A 6779-nucleotide genomic window follows, 5' to 3' on the forward strand; every position below is an offset into this window, starting at 1 on the left:
GTACTGGGCGGGGTCCCAGGCGGGCGCGGTCGTCGAGGGCGGCCCGGTCTCCGCGCCCCGGGACGCCCGGGGCGGGTGTGTCGGCTGGGACGGGTGGGGCGGCTCGGTGGACATGCGGGGTGCCTCCGTGTACGAGGTCGGCTCGGGTCCGGTCGGGTCGGTCGGCTCCGTGGCCGGCGGTGGCGGCGGGCCGGTGGCCGGGCACGGGCAGCTGGACGACGGCCGGGGAGCAGCGGCGTGCGGCCCGGACGTGGCACCAGACTGCACCCCAAAGTATCTTGACGTCAAGAGACTTCATGTCGAGGGACCAACTACACTGATCGTCATGGAGGACGAGGTCGATCGACTGGTCGCGGCATGGCGCCGAGAGCGCCCCGACCTCGACGTGGAACCGCTGGAGGTGCTCAGCCGCGTGTCCCGGCTGGCCCGGCACCTCGACCGCGCGCGCCGGCTCGCGTTCACCGAGCACAGCCTGGAGCCGTGGGAGTTCGACGTCCTGACGTCCCTGCGCCGCGCGGGCGAGCCCTACCAACTCTCCCCCGGCCAGCTCCTGACGCAGACCCTCGTCACTTCGGGCACCATGACCAACCGCATCGACAGGCTGGCGAAGAAGGGCCTCGTGGAGCGGCTGCCGGACCCGAGCGACCGGCGCGGTGTCCTGGTCCGGCTCACCGGCGAGGGGCAGGACCGCGCGGACCAGGCACTCGCGGGACTGCTCGACCAGGAGCGCGCACTCCTGTCCGAGCTGTCCCGCGCGCAGCGTGCCGAGCTGGCCGGGCTGCTACGCCAGCTGACCGCCCCGTTCGACAACGTCCCCGGGGCCGGCTAGCTCCGCGGGCCCCACACCGGCCCGGCGCGCCAGCGCCACGGCGGCCAGCGTGGAGTGCACGCCGAGCTTCCCGAGCACGTTCTGCATGTGCGTACGGACGGTGTGCGGCGACAGGAACAGCCGCTCGGCGACGGCCTTGCGGCCCAGCCCCGCGACCATGCACCGCAGGACCTCGCGCTCCCGCGGCGTCAGCGACTCGACCAGGCGCTCGCTCTCCGTGCGGTGCTTGCGTGCGGCCGTCAGCTCTCTGAGGACCCCGGTGAGCAGCGCGGGCGGCAGATGCGTCTCGTCCCGCAGGACCCCTCTGAGCACGGTGAGCAGCCGCTGGAGCGAGCAGTCCTTCGCGACCCATCCGGACGCGCCGGCCTGGAGCGCGAGCGCCGCGCGGCGCGGGTCGTCGCACTCCGCGAGGACGACCGTACGGATGGACGGATGGCTCGTACGGACTCCGGCGACGAGTGACAGGCCGTCCACGAAGACCAGTTCACCGGCGGGTTCCGCGGCCGACGCGGCCCCGGCCCCCGTCGTGGCTCCACCGGCCGTCGTGGCCCCGGCGCCCGTCGTGGCTCCACCGGCCGTCGTGGCCCCGGTGGCCGTGGCCGCGGGGACACGTGCGCCGACCGTCGTGCGCGCGGTGGCGGCGGCGTGCGCGGCGGAACGGCCCGTGGCGGTGCGGCCGTTGCCGCCGTGAGCGGTGGCGGTGGCGGAGACAGGGGACCCCAGCGGGCCCGCGGACGGCCTCGCCGCCGGGACGATCGAGGTCGGTACCGGACCGCCGTGGCCCCGGGCGGAGGGCGCCTGACCGGTCCTGACACCGGCAGTCGAGCCCGCCATACCCGGCGCACCGTGCGCACCCTGCGCACCGGCCGTGGCCGACGCCGCGCGCGCCCGTACTCCGGCGACGGCGCCCGGCCCCGCGTGGCCCACGCCCGTCACCGTCCTGCCGGAACTCGCGGCGGCGGTGCCGAGATCGGCGTCCACCAACATCACGTCGAAGCGCCGGCCGTCGGCCGCCGCCCGCTCCAGGCAGCGCAGCGCGGCCGGGCCGCTGCCCGCCGCCGCCACATCCACATCGGGCTCGGCCGCCAGGGCGGCGGCGAGCGATTCGGCAAAGATTCTGTGGTCGTCGACGACCAGAACCCGGATTCGCACCATAAAAGGACACCCCCAGAAGGCGGGGAGCGAAGCCGACGAAGGCACGGCACCCGGTGCCCGGATCGGACGGCCTCCGCCACGGCCGCCGCCGTCCGAGACCGCCGACCCCGCCCCGGGCGTCGCGCCCGACCGACCTCACCCCTGTTCAGCACCGGCCCCCACCGGTGCTGAGCATCAGGGTACGGCCGGGGGCCCTGGGCGGAAGGGAAAACGCAGAACTGGCCGACGTCTGTGCTTACTGTGGGGCGCATGTTCCGAATGGAGACAGGAGTCAACAAGGAGCGGCACGTGCTGCTCGGGGAGCGTCTGCGGGAGACCAACACCCAGCGCTCCCCCACGCTGCGGTCACTGCGCGGGACCCCCCTGGAGGATGAAGTCCCCCTGCACATATGGGTGATGGAGGAGGCGACCGGGCTGCTCGCCGGCGGCCTCGCAGGTCGCACCTGGGCGCGCTGGCTGCATGTGGACCTGCTGTGGGTCGAGGGCCGGCACCGCGGGGCCCGGCTCGGGGCCCGGCTGCTGGCGGAGGCGGAACGGGCCGCACGCGACGAACGCGGCTGCGCGCGCTGCCGCGTGGAGACCTGGGACTTCCAGGCCCCGGGCTTCTACGTCAAGCAGGGCTATGAGGTGGTGGCGCGGATCGAGGACTACCCGCCGGGCATCACGGAGTACACGCTGGTGAAACGGCTGGCCGGCTGACCCGGCGCCCCCAGGCCCGGCACCCCCTCAGGCCCACCGGCCGCCGCCCGGGCCGCCGGTGGACCGCCACCGGGCCGCCGGTGGACCGCCACCCGGGTCGCCGACAGGCCCCTCGCCGGGCCGCCGATGGACGGCCCCCTCGCGGCGGGCATCCGCGGCGACGGGGCCCGATCGTTCCGGGTGACACCGACCCGTGACGTACTTTGTTGGATCGTGAGCGGATTTCGGGGCGGTTCTTGAGGTATCCCTTGACTACAGCCCAGCTCCATGGTTTCTATGTGTGCGATTATGTTTGTATGTGTTGCACATCAGGCCGGCGCGCGCGCCGACAGGAGAGACCATGAAGAAGACGGTGACCACGCTCGCCGACGGCCGTGAGCTGATCTACTACGACCGCCGCGACGACGTCGTCCTCGACGCCGTCGACGCGCGGCCGCTCGGGCGGGTGGCCACCGCCTCCGAGGTGCGGCACGACGTACTCCTCGGGGACGCCGTCGCCATCGCCTCGCACCGCCAGGACCGTACGTACCACCCGCCCGCCGACGAGTGCCCCCTCGACCCGTCCCGGGACGGCCGGCACACCGAGATCCCGGACAGCGACTACGACGTCGTCGTCTTCGAGAACCGGTTCCCCTCCCTCGCCGGCGACTCGGGCCGCTGCGAGGTCGTCTGCTTCACCTCCGACCACGGCGCCTCCTTCGCCGACCTCGACGACGAGCAGGCGGCGCTGGTCCTGGAGGCGTGGACGGACCGGACCGCGGAGCTGGCCGAACTCCCGCAGGTCGAGCAGGTCTTCCCGTTCGAGAACCGCGGCGCGGAGATCGGCGTGACCCTCGCCCACCCGCACGGGCAGATCTACGCGTACCCCTTCGTCACGCCGCGCACCGCGCTGATGCTGCGCTCCGCCGCCGAGCACCGGGCCGCCACGGGGCGCAACCTCTTCGAGGACGTCGTCGCGCGCGAGCGCGCCGACGGTGAGCGGATCGTGCTGGAGACCGAGCACTGGACCGCGTTCGTGCCGTACGCCGCGCACTGGCCCTACGAGGTGCACCTCTACCCCCGCGTGCGCGTGGCCGACCTGCGGGGTCTTGAGGAGGGGGCGCGCGCCGAGTTCCCGGGCGTCTACCTGGAGCTGCTGCGCCGTTTCGACCGGATCTTCGGCCCGGACCAGCCGCACACCCCGTACATCTCGGCCTGGCACCAGGCGCCGTTCCGGGCGCCCGGCCGTGAGGACTACGCGCTGCACCTGGAGCTTTTCACCATCCGCCGTACGTTGGGCAAGCTGAAGTACCTCGCCGGCTCCGAGTCCGGCATGAGTGTGTTCATCAACGACGTGCCGCCCGAGGCGGCGGCGGCGCGACTGCGAGAGGTAGCGAGCGAGTGAGTAGAGCCAAGTACCTGGTCACGGGCGGCGCGGGATATGTGGGCAGTGTCGTCGCCACACACCTGCTGGAGGCCGGGCACCGCGTGACCGTGCTGGACGACCTGTCCACCGGCTTCCGTGCGGGCGTGCCCGAGGGCGCCGACTTCATCGAGGGCCGGGTTCAGGACGCGGCGCGCTGGCTCGACGGCTCGTACGACGCGGTCCTGCACTTCGCGGCCTCCTCGCAGGTCGGTGAGTCGGTCGTGAAGCCCGAGAAGTACTGGGACAACAACGTCGGCGGCTCGATGGCGCTGCTGGCCGCCATGCGCGACGCCGGGGTGCGCACGCTCGTGTTCTCCTCCACGGCCGCGACGTACGGCGAGCCGGTCTCCACGCCCATCACGGAGGGCGACCCGACCCTGCCGACCAACCCGTACGGCGCGACGAAGCTCGCCGTCGACCACATGATCGCGAGCGAGTGCGCGGCGCACGGCCTCGCGGCGGTGTCGCTGCGGTACTTCAACGTCGCGGGCGCGTACGGCGCGGCCGGCGAGCGGCACGACCCCGAGTCGCACCTCATTCCGCTGGTGCTGCAGGTCGCCCTCGGCGAGCGGGAGTCGATCTCGGTGTACGGGGACGACTATCCGACGCCCGACGGCACCTGCGTACGCGACTACATCCATGTCGCGGACCTGGCCGAGGCGCATCTCGCGGCGCTCGGCGCGGCCACCGCGGGCGAGCACCTGATCTGCAACCTCGGCAACGGCAGCGGCTTCTCCGTCCGGGAGGTCATCGACACCGTGCGCAAGGTGACCGGCCACCCGGTGCCCGAGGTGACCGCGGGCCGCCGGGCCGGCGACCCGGCGGTGCTGGTCGCCTCCGCCCGCACCGCACACGAGCGGCTCGGCTGGACGCCGGGCCGCGCCGACCTGGCGGGCATCGTCGAGGACGCCTGGAACTTCGCACGGAGGACCGCATGACCGACACAGGCACCGGCACGGACATAGGCGCGGGCACGGGTGCGGAGAGCGGCGCCGCGACCGCGGAGGGGTTCGCGGCCCTGTACGGCGCGCCGCCCGAGGGCGTCTGGTCGGCCCCCGGCCGGGTCAACCTCATCGGCGAGTACACGGACTTCAACGACGGCTTCGTCATGCCGCTCGCGCTGCCGCATACGACGGTCGCCGCCGTGTCGCGGCGCACCGACGGCCGGCTGCGGATGCACTCCGCGGACGTGCCCGGGGGCGTGGTCGAGCTGGAGATCGCCGGCCTGGCGCCGCGCTCGGGCGCCGGCGGGTGGGCCGCCTACCCGGCGGGTGTCGTCTGGGCGCTGCGCGAGGCGGGGCACGACATCGCGGGCGCGGACATCCATGTCACGTCCACGGTGCCGACGGGCGCGGGCCTTTCCTCGTCGGCCGCCCTCGAAGTCGCGACGGCCACGGCGCTCAGCGACCTGAACGGGCTGGGGCTCGCCCCCGCCGACGTGGCGCTGCTCGCGCAGCGCGCGGAGAACGAGTTCGTCGGCGTGCCCTGCGGGGTCATGGACCAGATGGCGTCGGCGTGCTGCACCGAGGGCCACGCGCTGTACCTCGACGCGCGGGACCTGACCCAGCGCCAGGTGCCGTTCGACCTCGCGGCCCAGGGCCTGCGGCTGCTGGTCGTCGACACGTGCGTCAAGCACGAACTCGGCGACGGCGCCTACGCGGAGCGCCGCGCGGGTTGCGAGGCGGGGGCGCGCACCCTGGGCGTACGCGCCCTGCGGGACGTGCCGTTCACGCGGCTGCCCGACATGCTCGCCCGCCTGGAGGCGGCGGGCCAGCCGGAGAGCGTGGTGCGTTACGTACGGCACGTGGTGAGCGACGACGCGCGCGTCGAGCGCGTGATCGCGCTGCTCGAAGCGGGCCGGACGCGTGCGACGGGCGAGATCCTGCTGGCGGGGCACGCCTCCCTCCGCGACGACCTGCGGGTGTCGTGCGCGGAACTCGACCTGGCGGTGAGCGCCTCGGTCGCGGCGGGGGCGCTGGGCGCGCGGATGACGGGCGGCGGGTTCGGCGGCTCCGCGATCGTGCTGGTGGAGGCGGGCGACGTGGAGCGCGTCACGAAGGGCGTGGAATCGGCGTTCGCCGAGGCCGGGTACACGGCGCCGCGTGTCTTCGAGGCGACCCCGTCGCGGGGCGCGCACCGGGTCGCGTAGCCGGCCGCCTCCCGCGCACCACCGGGCCTCGCGCTACGGGCCCGGTGGTCACGCCTCGCGTTCCGCCCGGTCGAGCAGGGCAGTGGTGGTCACGCCTCGCGCTCCGCCCGGTTGAGCAGGGCAGTGGTGGTCACGCCTCGCGTTCCGCCCGGTCGAGCAGGCCGGTGCGGGCGGCCAGGGCCGCCGCCTCCAGCCGGGACCCGACGTTGAGTTTCATCAGGACCCGCTGGACGTGCGTCCTGGCCGTCGACGGCGCGATGGCCATGCCCGCCGCGATCTGCCGGGTGTCCTCGCCCTCCGCGACCCGCACCAGCACCTGGATCTCGCGCGGCGTCAGCAGGGCGAGCAGTTGCTGGCCCTCGTCGTCGGGCGGCACCGCCGGGTTGAGCAGCTCCGTGAAGGCGCCCTGGAGGAGTCCGGGCGCCACCGCCGTGGCGCCCCCCCCGGGCGGGGCCAACGCCCCCCCCCCCCCCCCCCCCCCCCCCGGGGGGGGGGCCTCCCCGGCCCCCCCCCCCCCCCCCCCCCCCCCGGGGCCCCCCCGC

6 protein-coding genes and 2 pseudogenes are annotated in these 6779 nt (G+C 74.5%); 5 read left to right on the top strand and 3 right to left on the bottom strand.

Going from position 1 to position 6779, the window contains the following annotated elements:
- Positions 1-325 precede the first annotated feature (325 nt).
- Entirely contained in the window at positions 326-829 is a 504-nt protein-coding gene (locus LCE31_RS31395; protein ID WP_225020406.1) for a MarR family winged helix-turn-helix transcriptional regulator, read from the top strand.
- Here the strand turns inward: LCE31_RS31395 and LCE31_RS31400 are convergent.
- Both LCE31_RS31400 and LCE31_RS41575 read right to left on the bottom strand, forming a co-directional pair.
- Positions 782-1318 (bottom strand): annotated as a pseudogene (locus LCE31_RS31400) (LuxR C-terminal-related transcriptional regulator); the annotation flags it as partial. The gene LCE31_RS31395 and the pseudogene LCE31_RS31400 overlap by 48 nt on opposite strands.
- Before the next feature lie 375 nt (positions 1319-1693).
- Positions 1694-1984 (bottom strand): annotated as a pseudogene (locus tag LCE31_RS41575) (DNA-binding response regulator); the annotation flags it as partial.
- Between the two features lie 249 nt (positions 1985-2233).
- Between LCE31_RS41575 and LCE31_RS31410 the strand changes: the two are divergent.
- The 4 genes from LCE31_RS31410 to galK all read left to right on the top strand — a co-directional run bounded on the left by LCE31_RS31410 (position 2234) and on the right by galK (position 6237).
- Complete coding sequence (locus LCE31_RS31410; protein WP_225020398.1) at positions 2234-2683, top strand: GNAT family N-acetyltransferase; 450 nt, start codon at positions 2234-2236, stop codon at positions 2681-2683.
- Between the two features lie 340 nt (positions 2684-3023).
- Positions 3024-4067: a galactose-1-phosphate uridylyltransferase gene (gene galT / locus LCE31_RS31415; RefSeq protein WP_225020400.1), complete on the top strand. Its 1044-nt coding sequence runs from the start codon at positions 3024-3026 to the stop codon at positions 4065-4067.
- Positions 4064-5026 carry a UDP-glucose 4-epimerase GalE gene (gene galE, locus LCE31_RS31420; protein ID WP_225020401.1) on the top strand — a complete coding sequence of 321 codons (963 nt, stop codon included), beginning with the start codon at positions 4064-4066 and terminating at the stop codon, positions 5024-5026. The genes galT and galE overlap by 4 nt, the downstream gene beginning before the upstream one ends.
- Entirely contained in the window at positions 5023-6237 is a 1215-nt protein-coding gene (galK, locus tag LCE31_RS31425) for a galactokinase (protein ID WP_225020402.1), read from the top strand. Before galE ends, galK begins: the two co-directional genes overlap by 4 nt.
- Before the next feature lie 130 nt (positions 6238-6367).
- Here the strand turns inward: galK and LCE31_RS31430 are convergent.
- The coding region (locus LCE31_RS31430) for a response regulator transcription factor (RefSeq protein WP_225020404.1) at positions 6368-6779 on the bottom strand (412 nt) is incomplete at its 5' end.

The organism is Streptomyces sp. 8L (genome assembly GCF_020176795.1).
Taxonomy (GTDB): domain Bacteria; phylum Actinomycetota; class Actinomycetes; order Streptomycetales; family Streptomycetaceae; genus Streptomyces.